We start from the raw sequence: 17,779 nt of genomic DNA, 5'->3' as shown, positions 1-17,779 counted from the left end.
CACAATATTCAAATATATGTCCCAACATCCCCCAAACCTGCGCAACAATAAAGTTGAAATTCACCTGTGGTGGATTACCGCAGCCCTGATTGCAATAAACGTGGCTTTGTTTGCATGGCAAGTGCTCAACGGCATGAACATTAGCAATCCTAGCCCGCAAGATGCAATACGCTGGGGTGCTGATTATGCACCTTTAACCTTTTTGGCGGAACCCATTCGCCTGTTCAGCAGCATGTTTTTTCATTTCGGTTTAGTACATTTAATGTTAAATATGTGGGCCTTGTATATTTTTGGCAGCGTCAGTGAACAGTTGTTTGGGCGTGTCTATTTTATAGTGTTATATGTTTGCGCAGGTTTGATGGGTAGCCTGCTTAGTGGCTATGTCAGCATTCAAGACAGCTATACCCTGCTCGAACAAGGTGTCGCTAATCCAAAGCTGTTACCTAGCGTGGGTGCAGGTGCATCGGGTGCAGTGATGGGACTTGGAGCTGCACTGACGGTATTGGCGTTATTGCCCCAATTACCTCGCCAAAAATTTCTGTTGGATGGCAAGACTTTGGTGATGGTGATGGCACTGAACTTAGGTATGGGCTTTATGATCAGTGGCATTAATAATGCTGCACATATTGGCGGCATGCTCATGGGCGCAGCCATGACAATCATTTGGTACCTTGGACAACGCAGCAAACACAGTAACTTAGTGAACAGTTTTGCGATGCTCCTTGCACCATTGGGTTGTGCTGCATTTTACTGGTATTGCCATAAACTGCTTGCTCCAATTCAACCCCTTTGGCAAGAACTGCTTAGCATGATGCAACGCAGTCTGGGTTGAACAATCAACCTTTACAGCAAGTAAAACAACATCAAATAGAGATGAATCAGGACTGATTCATCTCCCTTAAACTTTGCAGTGGCGGAATATCGCATAAATAACTTAAACGATAACGTCCAATCAAGGCACACAGCACGGTCATAAATACAGGCAAAATCAGCCAGATTTCCCAATGTGGTTGCAGCATTAAATCCATGCGGTAACTGGCAACAGCACTAATGACTTCGGCAAATAAACACGCCACTATTCCCGCTATAAAGCCCATAAAACCGATTTCCAGACTCAACATACGTTTGAGTTTTTGTTTAGAACTACCAAAAGAACGCAGTAATGCGACTTCGCGTTTGCGCTCATCCATCAGCAAGTTTAAACACGCGATTAATACCAACAGCCCAGACACACTCACCAAAATGGCTAAAATGGTGATGATCTGCACCAACACATTCACAATGCGTTTAATTTCATCCAAAATTAGGCTGACATCAATAAACACTGTGTTGGCAAATTGCTGAATCAATTGAATTAGTTTCGGTTTATCTGCTTCAGGCACATAGAAACTGCCCAAATAACTGCCTGCATTTTCATCCATAGTGTGCGGTGAAAAAATAAAGAAAAAATTTGGACTAAAGCTTTCCCACTCCACCGTACGCAGATTAATCACTTCGGCTTCAAGTATGCCTTCAGGCAAACTAAAACTGAGTCGATCACCAATTTGAATGCCCAACTCGGCAGCCGTATCTGCTTCTACTGACACTTGTCCCACTGCACTGAAATTGGCTTGCCCATTTACAATGATATTATCGGCAGGATAACGGTCAGACTGTGTCAGGTTGAGTTCGCGTCTTAACGTATTGCTTTGCTGAATTAAGGCGTCGGCAAAAGGTTGATCATTTTTGGCGACCAAACGCCCGCGTATATTTGGATAAAGTGGCGTGCTGTGCCACTGCTGCTGCGTTAATTGTTGTTGAAACTCAGGCATATCAAACGGTGGCAAGCCGTAAACAAACTGATTGGGTGTTCCTTCGGGCAATTGCTGCTGCCAACGATCTAGCAGGTCGGTACGCAACACTGCAAGTACCGTAATTAAACTTAATCCTAAAGCCAATGCAGTAATTTGAAATGCCGTGACAGCAGGCGCACGAATATACGCTGCGAGTCTGCCTTTAGAATGACGCAATAATTTTAATAAACTCCACACCACTCCATACAGCAATACGCACAGCGCAATAATCGCACCAATCACCCATGTACTAAGCACTAAACTTTCGGTCAAGACCACACAAAATACGATTAGACTTAGCGTCCCTGTAAGCAACATCCACCACCAAGCGCGCATGCTTTTGTCTTGTTGGCGAATCACGCGAATCGGTGCGGTATTCAGCAATTGCAATAAATTAGGCAGCACAAAACCCAACAACACCACAGCACTGGTGAGCATGGCGATTGGCAATGGCCCAAGCAACATTGCCATGGCTGAAAATTGAATTTCCAGGTGCGGAATCAGTTGCAGCATGATTTGCAACAAAGCATAGCCCAACGTCACGCCCAAAATACTGCCAATGCCCATAGCGATAATTAAGACCAAAGCAAGCAAAGCCAAATAAGCGGCTAAAATTTGTCGTTTACTTGCACCAATACAACGTAATAAGGCGATATGATCCTGATTTTGTTGCACATAGCGCTGACTGGTCAAACCAATCGCAATCCCACACAATAAAATGGTCAGGATATTCGCTAACTGTAAAAAGGTATCTAAATTGGCAATGGGGCGCATTAAGCGAGTATTGCCTTCACTGGCATTGCGTAGTCTTAAACTACTTTGTTCTTCAAAGTTTTGTTCAGGACTGGCCGTTTGCTGTGCCTGTGCAGGCTGTTGTGTATGTGTTTTAAAATACTGCTCAAAATTTTGTGTATCTTTGGCGCTGCCTGCCAACAACAAACGGTAATCTATGCGGCTACCCACTTGAATCGCGTGGGTACGTGCTACATCGGCCTGTGAAATAATCACTGTCGGCGAAAAACCTGAAAAACCGAGTTCCTGATTAGAATCATGTTCAATTTTGGCAGTTACGGTAAATGCTGCATCGGCAATATTTACTGTTTCACCCAGTTTAACGTGAAGTAAATCCATAGCACGTTGGCTGAGCCAAATTTCGCCAGACTGAATCTTGTCCGCTGCAGGACTGACCCGTAATTCACCGCGTAACGGAAAATTGTGCTCAATCGCTTTGACATTCACCATCACAAATTGTGCTTGAGTATGTGCCATCGAACTAAATACAGTCACATGCGACTGTTGTAACTGATGTGCAGTCGCCTGATCCTGCCAGTCTTGTGCAATGGGTTCATTGTCGCTCAGGACTAAATCACCCGCCAACATTTCTGCCGCTTGCAACGCTACAGCATTTTGAATTTGCTCATTGCTAAACTTTAAGGCTGTGGTCGCGCTAATCGCTAAAGTCAGCGCAATAATCAGTAAATAGACACCACTGCTTTTAAAACTCTGCTTTAACAGTGGATGAAATAATGCGTTCATTTCATCCTCCTGTTATGGCAGCGGTTGGCTTAGCTGCAAATTGCTCAACCAATTGCCCATCAATTAAAGCGTAATGGCGCTGACATTGTGCCGCCAGTTTCGGGTCATGCGTGACCAACACCAAAGTTGTGCCCAACTCACGGTTCAATTCAAATAACAATTGCTCAATTTCAGTTGCAGTTTCACCATCCAAGTTTCCTGTCGGTTCATCGGCAAAAATAATTTTAGGTTCACGAATTAAAGCACGCGCAATGGCGACACGTTGTTGCTCGCCTCCCGAAAGCACTTTCGGCGTTTGCTGTGCCTGACGCTCTAAACCCACACGTTTCAGCAAGTTGAGGGCTTTTTGTTCTGCCTCTGCATATTTAAATTTTTCCTGCAAACGTAGTGGCAACATCACATTTTCCAGTGCCGTCAAATGCGGCAATAACTGAAATGACTGGAACACAAAACCAATATGCTTTAAACGAACTTCTGCACGTTGTTCTTCGTTTAATTCTGCAATTGACTCACCACATACCACCAATTTTCCACTGCTGGCCTGATCTAATGTTGCCAAAATACCCAATAAGGTCGATTTTCCTGAACCCGAACGACCTGTAATGGCCACTTGTTCACCTTCCTGAATATCGAAGTTTAAATTCTCAAAAATGGTCAATTGTTTTTGTGCAAGTTGTATCTTTTGTGTCAAATTTTGGGCAGAAATAATCGTTTGTGGCATGATATTAGATTCTTTAGTGTTTTGAGTCATACGTTTCCCATTATGCAAAATCGCAATCTAACTAGTCGTGTCTTCCCGCGTGTGTTGCTGCTTGGACTATGTTTCAGCCCATTCGTGGTATCTGCAAAAACCATTATGATTGTAGGTGACAGCTTAAGTGCAGGTTACGGCATACAACCACAACAAGGTTGGGTTCACTTATTGCAAAAACGTTTAGAACAACAGTATCCGAAACAGCATAAAGTGGTCAATGCAAGTGTCAGTGGCGAAACCACCAGTGGTGCTTTGGCGCGTCTGCCTAAATTGCTGCAGACCCATCGTCCAGACGTTGTAGTCATTGAGTTAGGCGGAAATGATGGCTTGCGTGGACAACCGCCACAAATGATTCAAAAAAATTTAGCGAACTTAATTCAGCATAGCCAAAAAGCCAAAGCGAAAGTGGTGATTTTTGGGATGAAAATGCCGCCAAATTACGGCTCGGCGTATAGCAAAGCATTTGAAAATAACTATAAAGTGGTGAGTCAGCAATATAAAGTCAAATTACTGCCATTTTTTATGGAAGGTATTGCGGGCAATAAGCAATTGATGCAAAAAGATTTAATTCATCCAAATGCCAAAGCTCAGCCTATTTTGCTAAATAATGCTTATCCATATATCAAAGGCGCTTTATAAAGCGCCTTTGAGGAAAATCTAATTGCTGTGCGGTTCGGATTAAAAATCAAAAAAAACCACTTCACCTGTTTCCAGTGAATATTCTGCACCGACTACTTTCAACTGACCTTGTTCAATCAGGTTTTCTAAAACTGCTGAACCATGACGCAATTGATTTACCGATGCAAATACATTGGAACGTACTGCATGCTTAGACAATTTCGCCAAATCATTTTTCAGTTCAGTCTGCATTAAGGTTTCAACTGAAGGGCGAACACGGTTCACAATCGACATTAAATTTGCCGATGGTGGACAGTCTGGGCACATTAAAGTATCAATTGTCGCTTGAATTGCACCACAGTGACTGTGTCCTAAGACAACAACCACAGCACAGTCATAACGCTCTGCCGCAAATTCAACACTACCTACCTGTGATGGCGCAACCACGTTGCCCGCAACACGAATTACAAAAAGATCACCCAATCCTTGGTCAAATACCATTTCTGCAGGAACACGTGAATCTGAACATCCTAAAATAATGGCAAATGGATTTTGGTCTTCTGCCATTTCTGCACGCTGTTGGTGCGACAATTGCTTCGGATGTCTGGTATCACCAGAAACAAAACGTTGGTTTCCTTGTTTAAGACGTTCTAAAGCTTCTTGAGCTGTTAGCATTCTTGATTTACCACCGATCTTTGAAGTTGCGATATTCTAAAGCCAGTTTTTATGAATGTCACTTGCAAAAAAATATGCAGCTGCGCTTTTCTTTATTCATTTTTGTTATAAATTTTTTCACTTTTTATTGAGATAGGTCACATTTTCTACCAATTTCAAAGCTTTGATCAAAAAAGCAAGGGATGACTTTCATTTTTAAACGCCTACAATAGACAGAATACACTTGTGCAATTAGACCTAAGAGCTAGTGCCTATCATTATTGGAGCCTGTTTTGGGTTCGTCAGGGGAAGACGTTTTCATGATGAAATTTATTCGATCACGTTATCTACATACGACTTTATTGGCTTTGGGACTAAGTACATCTTGCCTTGTGCAAAGCGCTGCGCCCAATCCATATACCTTCACAAAAAACAATAACGCCAGTAACAGCAACGCAACTGAACTTAAACTATTACAAAATCATTTTCAGCAACAGCGCAAACAAGCAGGACTAAGCTCTAAAAGCATTCGTGTTGGAGATGTCGTCTGGAGCTATAACGAAGGTGGCTCGCACAGCAAACCCACAATTTTATTGATTCATGGTTTGGCAGGCACACGTGATAATTGGAACCGTGTCGCGCAATTTTTAACCCCACATTATCATGTGATTATTCCAGATTTACCCAATAGCGGTGACACCAAAACTCCAAGCAATTTTGATAATTCAGTTCCGAATGTAACTTCACAACTGCGTCAATTTATTGAAGCAATTGACTGTGAAGAAAACTTACACGTGGCAGGACATTCTTTAGGCGGCTCAATTGCAACCGTGTATGCCTCGCAATATCCTTTTGATACGCAAAGTTTATTTTTACTCAATAGTGCAGGCATTTATAAACTTGCTAATACGCCTTACACCAAAAATCCATTATCTTTAAATGACTTAATTGTGAGCAAACATGGCGATTTAGCCGACGTCGCCAAACAAATCATGCAAAGCCCGCCTGCCATGACCTCACAAATTCAAAATGCGCAAGAAGAAGTCCTGATTTCTCGCTCAGAACAAACCCGTAAAGCAATTGAGCAAATTGTCAAACTCAACCGTATTTATACTCCAGACTCATTTGCACGTTTAGCAGGATCAATTGAAGCACCGACCCTGATTTTATGGGGTAAGCAAGATCGCATTATTAATGTTGAAGTGGCGAAGGAATTACAATCTTTACTCAAACGCGCCGAAACACCTGTGATTCTTAATAATGTTGGACACATGCCGTTATTGGAAGCTGAAAAACAAGTCGCACAATATTATTTGCCGTTTCTGGCTAAAACTCAGAACCTAAAAAACCCACTTGCTGATAAACTGATTCCTCTAAATTAATTATTATATAAAACCTTCATGCAGAAACATCCCATCATTGAGCAACTAATTGAAGCTCAGCTTGATTTTTTAGATCAAGAATTTAACCAAAGTGAAATGGTACAAACTGAATTTGTGCAGTTTTACCAATGGTTTCGCAAACAAAGCTTACAAGATTTATGGACATCTGAAGCCATTCATCAACTGATTCAACATCAAATTTTAAATACACCTGCCAGTTCATTTTTAGTGGAACAAATTGCTGAGCATATTCGTTTTGCACTGGTACACCCTGTTAATGACAGCAGTAAAATTGCCGATGTGATACCTGTGCTGACCATCGACAAAATTGCACAATATGTTGCAAGTAAAAGTGGACATCGTCAGCGTTTGATTAAAACCGTGGTGAATAATCCTGCCTTTGCCGCTATGATTACCCAACTCATTCAACACTCCATTCAGGATTATATGGATAATTCGGTGATCGCCAAAAGCGTGCCTGGCGTATCGCGTTTTATGAAAATGGGTAAATCGGTTTTGGAAAGTGTTACCGATACCAATTTAGACCAGACCATTCAGCATTATTTGCAAAAAAATGTGCAGAAGCTGACTCAAATGAGCGAGTCGGTGCTTAATCAACATTTTGACGATGAAAAACTGTATCACTTCCAAGCCAATTTATGGCACAAAATTAAAGATTTGCCACTTTCCGTTTTAAAAAACTATATTGAAGTGCAAGACCTATCTCAAACTGTCAATTTAGGACATGAAATTTGGGATCATTTACGCCAAAGTGACTATTTGAAACAGCAAGTGCATGATGGTGTGTATGCGTGGTATGTACGCAATCAAGCACGACCTTTTGATTTGTTATTGCACGACTTAAATATTGATGAAGCGCTAGTCCAACATCAATTACAACAACTGTTAAATCCAGTCATTCAAAAAATGATCGCTGAAGGCTATTTAAAGCAACGTGCGCGCCATTATTTAGAGGAATTTTATTATTCTGAAAAAACACAACAAATTTTAAATCTACAAACGAATGAATAGGGTCTGTTGACAATTTCAGATAAAAAATAACCTCCTAAAATTTAGGAGGTTATTTTTAAGCGAGGCTTAGAGCTTATTTAAAATAAGCACCTTCAGATTGACTGTGGTCAGTCTGATCCACCACACGCATCAATTCAGGTACGTGTTGTTTCAAGGTTGTTTCAACACCTTGCTTTAAAGTCACATCAATCGCTGAACATCCTTGGCAACCGCCACCAAATTTCAATACTGCAGTTAAGCCGTGTTCTTCATCTTCAACCACTTCAACCAAAGCACAGTTACCACCATGCCCTGCTAAACCTGGGTTAATTTCAGACTGTAAAACATAAGTAATGCGTTCTTCTACCGAAGCATCTGGGCCTACGCGTGGCACTTTTGAGTTCGGTGCACGGAAAGTCAATTGACCACCAAAACGGTCTTTGTTGTAGTCAATTACGGCATCCAATAAATACGGAATAGACGGCGTATCAATAAATGCAGGAAAGTCTGGATATTCCTGTTTGTAGTCTGTAGGTACAACTTCATCGGGCGCACTATAAGCCATGCAACATTCAGCACGCGGTGTACCAGGATTTTCCACAAAAACACGCACACCAATACCCGGTGTATTTTGCTTTGCCAATAAATCCTTCAAATACTCTTGAGCAGTTGGCGTAATCAATAAGTTTGGAATTTCATCTACAACTGCTGTGCTGCTGTTCTCAGTCGACATAACAATAATTTCCTCAAGCTGAAGTGGCTATTTTAACTGAAGATGCGGGGGAATAAAAAAAAATCAACCAAAATTGTCGGATTTATTCCTAAAGTTCGACTCAAACTCAGTTTTGATGCATTATTACAGCAGAATTCAAGTAAAAGAATAGGCGTTTATGCTCGATTTACCTTTTAATCATACCGTGACCATTATCATTATTACGGTCATTGTGTCTATGTTGGCGTTTTCCAAACAAGAATTAATGAATCGTCTGATTTTTTGGCCGCCTGCTATGCAACGTGGTCAATATGACCGCTTCATTACCCATGGTTTTGTGCATGCCGATGGTGCGCATTTGCTGTTCAATATGATTACCCTGTTTTTCTTTGGCAGCATTATTGAAAGTTTTTATCGCCAATACGTCTATGATTTAGGCTTTGTTTTATTCTATTTGGGTGGTTTAATCGCCGCGATTATTCCAAGTTATTTAAAGCATAAAAATGACCATCGTTGGGCCAGCTTAGGCGCATCTGGTGCTGTATCTGCGGTGTTGTTTGCCTATATTTTGTTTGAGCCGTGGAAGTTGATTTTCGTGTTCTTTATTCCAGTGCCTGCCATTATTTTTGCAATACTGTATGTAGCGTATAGCATTTGGTCGGGTAAACGCGGCAATTCCAATATTAATCACAGTGCGCATTTATGGGGTGCGGCCTATGGTGTGATTGTGACTATTTTAATTGAACCACGCATCTTGCCTCACTTCCTGAATAAACTGGCGCAACTGCCGTTTTAACTTTTGAAACTATAACGACTCGGTACATCTACCACTGAGTCGTTGCTACTTTAAAGAGTTTTCAAATCCGTCAATAGACTGCTTTCATAAATCCGCTTAACACCATCATTTATTGCCTCTCATCTTCAGCCTCTCTCATTGGGAAAAACGACTTTCAATCGTCATTTTATGAACTGCTGATAAGTATTTTTGATTGATGAAAGCATCTGAATGATCCAATACAGCATAAAGCACACAACAAATAACATGCAGTTACTCGACAAGCACTTATATTAAGAATATAAAGACTAAAACTATCAAGCAATCAGGAGTCAGCCATGAAAAAGTTTGCACTTCTAAGCGCCCTTTTACTTAGTTTAGGATTAAGCGCCTGTGCCGTACATACCCCTGAAGGCAGTGTGGTGATTGATCCTGACCGCACGATCTATCCGAAAGGCTATTATCCACACCAACATCCGCATGGTGATGGTGATTTTTGTCCTCCAGGTCAGGCGAAAAAAGGACGTTGTTAAGCTGTTGGTCTGAGTGAATAAAACATTGTTGATACAGCATCAGACTCATTTATGATTAGAACCTAAACATTTAAACACTGACCTTTAAATCCCAATAACATCTCATTCATATTAAAAACCTTTACGCTTCGTGAAGGTTTTTTTATTCAAATTTCACTCAATTTTGGTAGTTTTTGCTACCCAATATCGTAACTTGGCATAGATAATGTATACATCTGTATATTAATTTCAATTTAGTTTGCGAGTTTTTGCATGTCCACTTCTTACGATGGCTTACAGTTTCCAATTCATCCAGAAAACCATAAACCCAGCACCTCAAGCACAGGCAAACAAATTATTGCCGAAGCCTTAGCCACAGTCGATCATCAAAGCTCAGTTGATGCTTTGGCAGAAAAAAACTGGCGTAAGCACTATCCAAAATACTTTAAAGCCCTCGTGACCAATGGTATTCGTGAACAAGCTAACGCAATTCAAATTGCAGAAGATGGATTAAGAAAAGCCCATCAATGTTTTGAGTTTTATCGTCATGAGCAAAAATATGTGCTGAAAGATGTCATGCACTTGCCTACTGAAACTTTACATACCTTTAAATTACAAGGCAGCAGCCAAGCAGCACCTGAATGGTATGTGCCGTATCGTGGGCAAAAGTTACAAGGTCAAGCTCTGCTAGATCAAGTTGCAATTTGGCTAGCAGCAGGCATTATTGAACCAAGTCATGCCGAAGCGTTAAATGCAGCGGTGGCGCATCCTGAATGGTTTGATTTGTCTGACCGTAACATGGTGCTATTTGGCGCAGCTTCAGAAGCAGGGCCACTCACATGGTTAGCCAAATGGAAAGCCAATATTATTGCAGTCGATTTACCAAATAGCCGTGTGTGGAATAAAATTTTAAGCACTGTGCAACAAGGCAATGCCACCTTATACGCACCCAGTACAACACAACTCGCGGCAGATACCCCACTTGACGTTTTAACAGAACAATTGGGTGTAAATCTGCTAACGCAAACCCCAGAAATTGCACAATGGTTAGCTCAAAAACCTCAAACGCTAGATTTAGCAGCCATTGCCTATTTAGATGGTGAAAAACACGTGCGTGTTGCGATGGCAATGGATGCGATTATGCAATATGTCAGCGAACACAAAGCTGATAGCAGCCTTATGTTTATGTGTACCCCAACCGATGTTTATGCCGTTCCTGAAGAAGTGATTAGCGCATCGGCAGAGAAGTTTCAGCAGCGTTCGCAAGGGCAAAAGCTACTTACCAAAAGTATTGAAACCATTTCACGCAGTCATTTCTTCCAAAAGAATCTGCATAATTTAATTGCTTCAGACAATGGTCAACATTATGGTATTGCCGACTGTTTGGTGGTTGAACAAGGGCCAAACTATGCTTTAGCAAAACGCATCCAGCAATGGCGTGCAATTTTAGCGCGTCATCAAGGACAGCATGTCAGCATCAATATTGCACCTTCGACCACCACACACTCTGTGACCAAAAATCCATTACTCAAAGCAGCATTTAGTGGCGCAAGTTTGTTTGATGTTGAAGCATTTAGCCCTGAAACCACCAATGCGATTATGGCGGCATTGTGGATTCATGACTTACGCAATCCAAACTCGGCAGCCAATCCTGAAGTGAAACTTGAGCATCCGCTCGAATTGATGATGGAAGGTGCGAACCATGGTGGATTGTGGCGCGTGGCGTATTTGGCACGAACTGCCCTACCTTTCGCTGCGCTCTATGGCTTTGCTGCAGATAAATTACCTCTGGACAAAGTCATCCAAAAATTTAAAAAGTAATGTAAACCGCTAATCTATCTATTCAAAAACTTGCCTGCAAATATTTCTTTAGACTAATCTGCAGGTATAAAAAAGCGCTGTATCATCACAGCGCTTTTTCAACCACTCAAAAAGTTTTGAATGGATTAAAACACTTTTAAGAACAACCAGAACAAGCTACCCGATAAGCAAATTGTCGCAGGTAAAGTGAAAATCCAAGCCGAAAGAATTGTACGCACCATTTGGAAATTCAGACCCGATTTATTTGCCACCATGGTACCTGCCACCGCACTGTTCAGTACGTGTGTAGTTGAAACTGGCATCCCCAAACCATCTGCAGCAGCAATAGTTGACATTGCCACAAGCTCGGCAGACATACCTTGACCATAAGTCATGTGCTGCTTACCGATACGTTCACCAACAGTCACCACAATACGTTTCCAGCCGACCATCGTACCCAAGCCTAGTGCTAAGGCAACGGCAACTTTGACCCAAGTTGGAATGTATTGTAAGAATGAATCTAAATGGCTGCGGTAGCTTTTAACCACTTTTTTCTGTTCTTCCGACATTTCAGGCAAGGCATTGGCTTTGTCTAAACGCTTGAATGAAGTCGTGCTTAAATACATATCATTACGCATTTCTGCTACTTCAGCTTCAGGCACATCTTTCAAGTTGCCATATTGACCCACACGCTCACCCAAATGATCCGTTAAGCTTGCCAAAGCAGGCACGACTTCAGGAGTAATTTCTTTGGTCTGAATATAACTAGTAATAATCTGACGCGCTTTTTCATCTGGCATATCGGCATGTTGTGGATAAATCACATCAGCCGTTTGCGTTGAAAGCTGCTGGAACGATTGAATGTGGTTTTGGCCTAACTCTTTATTTAATGAGTACGCCAACGGCACAATCCCGATCAAAATCAACATGATTAAACCCATGCCTTTTTGACCATCGTTTGAACCATGCGCAAAACTTACCCCAGTACAAGTAAAAATTAGAATGGCACGAATCAGTGGTGGTGGTGGCTTATTGCCTTCAGGCGGCTGGAACAACTCCATTTGTTTCTTGAAGATTTTTTTCACCAAGAAGAACAAAATCGCAGCAAAAGCAAAACCAATCAGTGGCGAGAACAATAAAGCCTTGCCCACTTTCATGACTTGTTCCATATCTACACCACTTGCACCCGCACCTGAGTTAATCAAGTAGTTCATAATCCCCACACCTAAAATCGAACCGATTAAAGTGTGCGAACTTGAAGCAGGAATACCGAAGTACCACGTTCCCAAGTTCCAGACAATCGCGGCAATCAACATGGCAAAAACCATGGCAAAGCCTGCGCCTGAACCGACATTCATAATTAGTTCGACTGGAAGTAAGGCAATAATACCGTAGGCAACTGCACCACTGGCGACCATCACCCCAAGGAAGTTACAGAAACCCGCCCACATTACTGCCACAGGTGCAGACAAGGCATTAGTATAAATGACCGTTGCCACTGCGTTGGCTGTGTCGTGGAAACCATTCACAAATTCAAAGCCTAAGGCAATGAATAAAGCGGTCGCCAATAAAATCACCGAGTACATACTCAGCGCAGGCACGTGGGATAAGTCCGCAGACAATTGGAAACCAATATAAATAAGGGTAGAAACGATGATCGTTAAAAACACCGGCATAAAAAATTTCGGTGTAGGCACATGAACATTGGTCGATTTAGTGGTCGACTTGTGTGCTGAATCTACAGGAGTTGGATTAGAATTCATGCAAGCAGAAAAGAGGATTTAAAATCCCCTTATTGTTCAATTAAATTGTGACAATTATATGACAAAGAGCTGTTATATAAAGCAACTTTCATACTTTATTTTCACACTTTAAGCTGTATTTTTTGTGCATAAAATTAAAATTAACTTTTAAATTTAAACACTTAGAATAAATAAACCTACTTTTCTTATGCCATTCTCTCAAATTTAGATTGTTACACCTTTGTCATATTTGTCTAAAATTTCAGACAAAATTTACCGTGAGCCAATTTTGCCTGAGCAATATGACAAAGCGATGACGCATCAAAGTAAAATCAAAATTAGAATGTTCCTCATCACAACTTTTATTTAGGTTCAAAAGCTACAGCAAAATCCTAAAAATACTGCTTTATGCACTATTTTTACGACTTCCACTCTCTCTAGTCGCTTCAAGTGCACGAAAGCCGTGCGAACTCTGCTAAAATAGCGCTCATTTCGGATTCAGTCATAAAGGGTTTTTTATGTCCACGCTTACCACCCTGAAAGCGCTTCTTGCCCAAAGAATTTTAATTATCGATGGTGCTATGGGTACTATGATTCAACGCCATCAATTGGAAGAAGCCGATTATCGTGGTGAGCGTTTTGCAGATTGGGCACATGACCTCAAAGGCAACAATGATTTATTGGTACTGACCCAACCGCACATTATTCAGGGTATTCACGAAGCCTACTTAGATGCGGGTGCAGACATTATTGAAACCAACAGCTTTAACGGCACACGTGTTTCTATGTCTGACTATCACATGGAAGATTTGGTTCCAGAAATTAACCGCGAAGCAGCGCGTTTAGCCAAAGCTGCCTGTGAAAAATATTCAACACCAGACAAACCACGTTTTGTGGCAGGTGTACTTGGGCCAACATCGCGTACCTGTTCAATTTCACCAAATGTAAACGACCCTGCATTTCGTAACATTAGCTTTGATGCACTCAAAGAAAACTATATTGAAGCTGCGCATGCCTTAATTGAAGGTGGTGCAGATATCCTGCTCATTGAAACTGTATTTGACACCTTAAACTGTAAAGCTGCGATTTTTGCGGTCAAAGAAGTGTTTAAACAGCTCGGGCGTGAATTGCCGTTGATGATTTCAGGTACCATTACCGATGCTTCAGGACGTACCTTAACGGGTCAAACTGCTGAAGCTTTCTGGAACTCGGTACGTCATGGCGATTTACTTTCAATTGGTTTTAACTGTGCTTTGGGCGCAGATGCCATGCGTCCACACGTTAAAACCGTTTCAGACGTTGCCGATGTGTTTGTTTCTGCACACCCGAACGCGGGCTTACCCAACGCATTTGGTGGTTATGATGAAACGCCTGAAGAAACCGCAGCTTTCCTCAAAGAATTTGCTGAAAGCGGCTTGATCAATATTACAGGCGGTTGCTGTGGTACAACGCCTGATCATATCCGCGCGATTTACAATGCGGTAAAAGACATTCCACCGCGTAAAATTCCAGAGATTAAACCTGCATGCCGTTTAAGTGGTTTAGAACCATTTAACATTTATGATGACTCTTTATTTGTAAACGTGGGCGAACGTACCAACGTCACAGGTTCTAAAAAATTCCTGCGTTTAATTCGTGAAGAAAACTTTGCCGAAGCCTTAGATGTTGCTCGTCAACAGGTAGAAAGCGGTGCGCAAATCATCGACATCAACATGGATGAAGGCATGCTCGATTCAGAAGGTGCGATGGTGCACTTCCTGAACTTGGTGGCATCTGAGCCTGATATTTCTCGCGTACCTATCATGATTGACTCCTCTAAATGGGAAATCATTGAAGCAGGCTTGAAATGCGTACAAGGTAAAGCCATTGTCAACTCTATTTCCTTAAAAGAAGGTTATGACGAGTTTGTCGAAAAAGCCCGCCTCTGCCGCCAATACGGCGCAGCTGTCATTGTTATGGCCTTTGACGAAGTCGGACAAGCCGATACTGTGGCACGTAAGCGCGAAATTTGTAAACGCTCTTATGACGTTTTGGTCAATGATGTTGGCTTCCCTGCCGAAGACATTATTTTTGACCCGAACGTGTTTGCAGTTGCGACAGGTATTGAAGAACACAACAACTACGCAGTCGATTTTATTGAAGCCACAGGCTGGATTAAACAAAACCTGCCGCATGCCATGATTTCAGGCGGTGTATCGAACGTATCTTTCTCATTCCGTGGTAACGAACCTGTACGTGAAGCCATTCACGCGGTATTCCTATATCACGCTATTCAGCAAGGCATGACCATGGGGATTGTCAACGCAGGTCAGTTGGCAATTTACGATGACATCCCGAAAGAACTGAAAGAAGCAGTTGAAGCCGTTATTCTGAACCAGAACCAAGGTGAAAGCGGTCAGGATGCCACAGAAAAACTGCTAGAAGTGGCAGAAAAATATCGTGGTCAATCAGGCGCACAAAAAGCCGAAGAAAACTTAGAATGGCGTAGTGAATCTGTCGAAAAACGTCTTGAGTACGCTTTAGTTAAAGGCATCACCACCTTTATTAATGAAGACACCGAAGAAGCGCGCCTGAAAGCCAAACGTCCATTAGATGTAATTGAAGGCCCGTTGATGGATGGCATGAACGTAGTTGGTGACTTGTTTGGTGCAGGTAAAATGTTCCTGCCACAAGTGGTGAAGTCTGCACGTGTAATGAAACAAGCCGTTGCATGGCTCAACCCGTACATCGAAGCTGAAAAAACCGAAGGTCAGTCTAAAGGTAAAGTTTTGATGGCAACGGTAAAAGGCGACGTTCACGACATTGGTAAAAATATTGTGGGCGTAGTCTTGGGCTGTAATGGATACGATATTGTCGATCTCGGTGTGATGGTACCTGCAGAAAAAATCCTGCAAACTGCCATTGACGAAAAAGTCGATATCATTGGCTTGTCTGGTCTGATTACCCCATCTTTAGATGAAATGGTTTTTGTTGCCAAAGAAATGCAGCGTAAAGGCTTTAACATTCCATTGTTGATTGGTGGCGCAACTACATCTAAAGCACATACTGCAGTTAAAATTGATCCACAGTTCTCAAATGATGCAGTGATTTATGTTGCCGATGCTTCGCGTGCCGTTGGTGTTGCGACAACCTTACTCTCCCCTGAAATGAAACCTGCTTTTGTTGCAGAGCATCGTGCGGAATACGCTAAAATTCGTGAACGTATTGCCAATAAGCAACCAAAAGCTGCGAAATTGTCGTATGCAGAAGCCATCGACAATGGTTTAAAAATTGATTGGGACAACTACACGCCTGCAGTACCAAAATTAATTGGTACACAAGTGCTGACCAATTACCCGCTTGAAACCTTGTTGCCATACTTTGACTGGACACCATTCTTTATTTCTTGGAGTTTGGCGGGCAAATTCCCGAAAATTCTGGAAGATGAAGTGGTGGGCGAAGCTGCAACCGACTTATATAACCAAGCGCAAGCCATGCTCAAAGATATTATTGCAAATAATCGCTTTGATGCACGTGCAGTCTTTGGGATTTACCCTGCCAACCGTTCTGCGGCAGATTCAGTACAAGTATATGATGCAGCACGTAATCAAGTAACGCATACCTTCCATCATATTCGTCAACAGTCAGACAAAGTCACAGGTAAACCAAACTTGTCTTTGGCAGACTTTGTCGCAACTACAGAGCAAGGGCAAGATTACTTGGGCGGCTTTACCGTGTCGATTTTTGGTGCGGAAGAAATGGCCAATGAGTTTAAAGCCAAAGGCGATGACTATTCTGCCATTTTGGTGCAGTCTTTGGGTGACCGTTTTGCAGAAGCATTTGCAGAGCATTTGCATGAGCGTATTCGTAAAGAATTCTGGGGCTATCAGCCGAATGAGCAGCTAAGCAATGAAGAGCTGATTAAAGAGAAATATGTAGGGATTCGTCCTGCACCGGGCTATCCTGCGTGCCCTGAGCACTCTGAAAAAGCCACACTGTTTAACTGGTTAGGTTCGACTGAAAAGATTGGCACACAGCTTACGAGCAGCTTTGCAATGTGGCCGCCTTCATCTGTGAGCGGCTTCTACTATGCCAACCCTGCTTCTGAGTACTTTAACGCGGGTAAAATCTCGTTAGATCAGCTTGAAGATTATGCACAGCGTAAAGGCTGGAGTTTAGATGAAGCGAAGCGTTGGTTAGCTCCAAACTTGGATGATTCGATTAATTAAGTGCATTGCGCTGCATGGGTGGTTCATCTGCCCATGCGCTCTACATAATGTCATTTCAAAAACCAGTGAATTGTAAAATTCACTGGTTTTTTGTTAAAAGGAAGTTTTAGCTAAATTGCATCAAATTATTGGAAGATCGTAATCCCCCTAAAATAAAATAATCTAAAAGTAGAATTTTCTTTTAAGATTCATGTACGTATGACTACATTAAATAAATTTACGGACTTAGACAGACCACATATC

Annotated in this window: 13 protein-coding genes; 8 read left to right on the top strand and 5 right to left on the bottom strand. The window is 42.0% G+C overall.

The features are described 5' to 3' along the window. The first annotated feature begins 16 nt into the window (after nucleotides 1-16). On the top strand, nucleotides 17-832 hold the full coding sequence (locus FTT70_RS01165; protein ID WP_096900974.1) for a rhomboid family intramembrane serine protease: 816 nt from the start codon (nucleotides 17-19) through the stop codon (nucleotides 830-832). Nucleotides 833-878: 46 nt separating this feature from the next. On the opposite strand, the gene FTT70_RS01160 is transcribed toward FTT70_RS01165, so the two are convergent. Then, on the bottom strand, nucleotides 879-3,368 hold the full coding sequence (locus tag FTT70_RS01160) for an ABC transporter permease (RefSeq protein WP_004972024.1): 2,490 nt from the start codon (nucleotides 3,366-3,368) through the stop codon (nucleotides 879-881). A 1-nt stretch (nucleotide 3,369) separates the two neighbouring features. Further along, nucleotides 3,370-4,119, bottom strand: coding sequence for an ABC transporter ATP-binding protein (locus FTT70_RS01155; RefSeq protein WP_004972026.1), 750 nt, complete (start codon nucleotides 4,117-4,119; stop codon nucleotides 3,370-3,372). A 12-nt stretch (nucleotides 4,120-4,131) separates the two neighbouring features. On the opposite strand from FTT70_RS01155, the gene FTT70_RS01150 reads away from it, so the two are divergent. Then, a complete protein-coding gene (locus FTT70_RS01150) occupies nucleotides 4,132-4,761 on the top strand; it encodes an arylesterase (RefSeq protein WP_004972029.1) in 630 nt (209 codons plus the stop codon). A gap of 39 nt (nucleotides 4,762-4,800) precedes the next feature. Here FTT70_RS01150 and FTT70_RS01145 read toward each other — a convergent pair whose 3' ends face one another. After that, complete coding sequence (locus FTT70_RS01145; protein ID WP_004972031.1) at nucleotides 4,801-5,415, bottom strand: carbonic anhydrase; 615 nt, start codon at nucleotides 5,413-5,415, stop codon at nucleotides 4,801-4,803. 299 nt (nucleotides 5,416-5,714) lie between these two features. Here FTT70_RS01145 and FTT70_RS01140 point away from each other — a divergent pair, with 299 nt between their 5' ends. Beyond that, complete coding sequence (locus FTT70_RS01140) at nucleotides 5,715-6,776, top strand: alpha/beta fold hydrolase (protein WP_180168188.1); 1,062 nt, start codon at nucleotides 5,715-5,717, stop codon at nucleotides 6,774-6,776. Between the two features lie 18 nt (nucleotides 6,777-6,794). After that, nucleotides 6,795-7,808: a hypothetical protein gene (locus FTT70_RS01135; protein ID WP_131261614.1), complete on the top strand. Its 1,014-nt coding sequence runs from the start codon at nucleotides 6,795-6,797 to the stop codon at nucleotides 7,806-7,808. Between the two features lie 73 nt (nucleotides 7,809-7,881). Here the strand turns inward: FTT70_RS01135 and nfuA are convergent, their stop codons facing one another. Continuing rightward, on the bottom strand, nucleotides 7,882-8,520 hold the full coding sequence (nfuA, locus tag FTT70_RS01130) for a Fe-S biogenesis protein NfuA (RefSeq protein WP_096900978.1): 639 nt from the start codon (nucleotides 8,518-8,520) through the stop codon (nucleotides 7,882-7,884). A gap of 157 nt (nucleotides 8,521-8,677) precedes the next feature. On the opposite strand from nfuA, the gene FTT70_RS01125 reads away from it, so the two are divergent. The 3 genes from FTT70_RS01125 to FTT70_RS01115 all read left to right on the top strand — a co-directional run bounded on the left by FTT70_RS01125 (nucleotide 8,678) and on the right by FTT70_RS01115 (nucleotide 11,607). After that, nucleotides 8,678-9,295, top strand: coding sequence for a rhomboid family intramembrane serine protease (locus FTT70_RS01125; protein ID WP_004972041.1), 618 nt, complete (start codon nucleotides 8,678-8,680; stop codon nucleotides 9,293-9,295). Between the two features lie 317 nt (nucleotides 9,296-9,612). Further along, on the top strand, nucleotides 9,613-9,807 hold the full coding sequence (locus FTT70_RS01120; protein ID WP_004972042.1) for a hypothetical protein: 195 nt from the start codon (nucleotides 9,613-9,615) through the stop codon (nucleotides 9,805-9,807). A 252-nt stretch (nucleotides 9,808-10,059) separates the two neighbouring features. Beyond that, a complete protein-coding gene (locus FTT70_RS01115; protein WP_136144403.1) occupies nucleotides 10,060-11,607 on the top strand; it encodes a hypothetical protein in 1,548 nt (515 codons plus the stop codon). A gap of 125 nt (nucleotides 11,608-11,732) precedes the next feature. Here the strand turns inward: FTT70_RS01115 and FTT70_RS01110 are convergent, their stop codons facing one another. Next, entirely contained in the window at nucleotides 11,733-13,349 is a 1,617-nt protein-coding gene (locus FTT70_RS01110) for an inorganic phosphate transporter (protein WP_136144404.1), read from the bottom strand. Nucleotides 13,350-13,846: 497 nt separating this feature from the next. Here FTT70_RS01110 and metH point away from each other — a divergent pair, with 497 nt between their 5' ends. Continuing rightward, nucleotides 13,847-17,536, top strand: a complete 3,690-nt coding sequence (metH, locus tag FTT70_RS01105; protein WP_131261618.1) for a methionine synthase — start codon at nucleotides 13,847-13,849, stop codon at nucleotides 17,534-17,536. Nucleotides 17,537-17,779 lie beyond the last annotated feature (243 nt).

It is taken from the genome of Acinetobacter sp. YH01003 (assembly GCF_013420525.1).
Classification (GTDB): Bacteria; Pseudomonadota; Gammaproteobacteria; order Pseudomonadales; family Moraxellaceae; genus Acinetobacter; species Acinetobacter towneri.
Note: the sequence above shows the minus strand (reverse complement) of the source record. Positions and strands in the feature narration are given on the sequence as shown.